General features: G+C 45.1%; 1 protein-coding gene. It reads left to right on the top strand.

Annotated elements, in window-relative coordinates; all coding sequences use genetic code 11:
• Nucleotides 1-68: hypothetical protein (locus tag BHE85_RS27775; RefSeq protein WP_241551019.1), on the top strand; the 68-nt coding region annotated here is incomplete at its 5' end.
• Nucleotides 69-344: the final 276 nt, after the last annotated feature.

Below are 344 nucleotides of genomic sequence, written 5' to 3'. Positions count from 1 at the left end.
GACGACGCTGCGACGTTCTGTTCGCCATGATGCGCGACGGGACTTTTTATACCCCGCAGGGGTCATAACATGCTTGACAACTTAATAGGGGCACCCCCCAAAGCCGTCTATGGGAAGGAGTCTGCTGTTATTCCAGAGAATGGTAATTCAGTCATATATTTCTCCATCTATGACTTGTCAATACCATCCTGATATTTGTGGGTCAGCAATATATTCTACTAAAAGGTATTTAAGGTCATTGCGTCGGTAATGTTGCCAACTTACTGATTTAGTGTATGATGGTGATTTTAAGGTGCTTGCGTGGCTTCCATTTCCATCAGATGTCCTTCCTGCTCCGCTACTGA

Source organism: Shigella sp. FC1567 (assembly GCF_001743015.1).
Classification (GTDB): domain Bacteria; phylum Pseudomonadota; class Gammaproteobacteria; order Enterobacterales; family Enterobacteriaceae; genus Escherichia; species Escherichia coli.
Note: the sequence above shows the minus strand (reverse complement) of the source record. Positions and strands in the feature narration are given on the sequence as shown.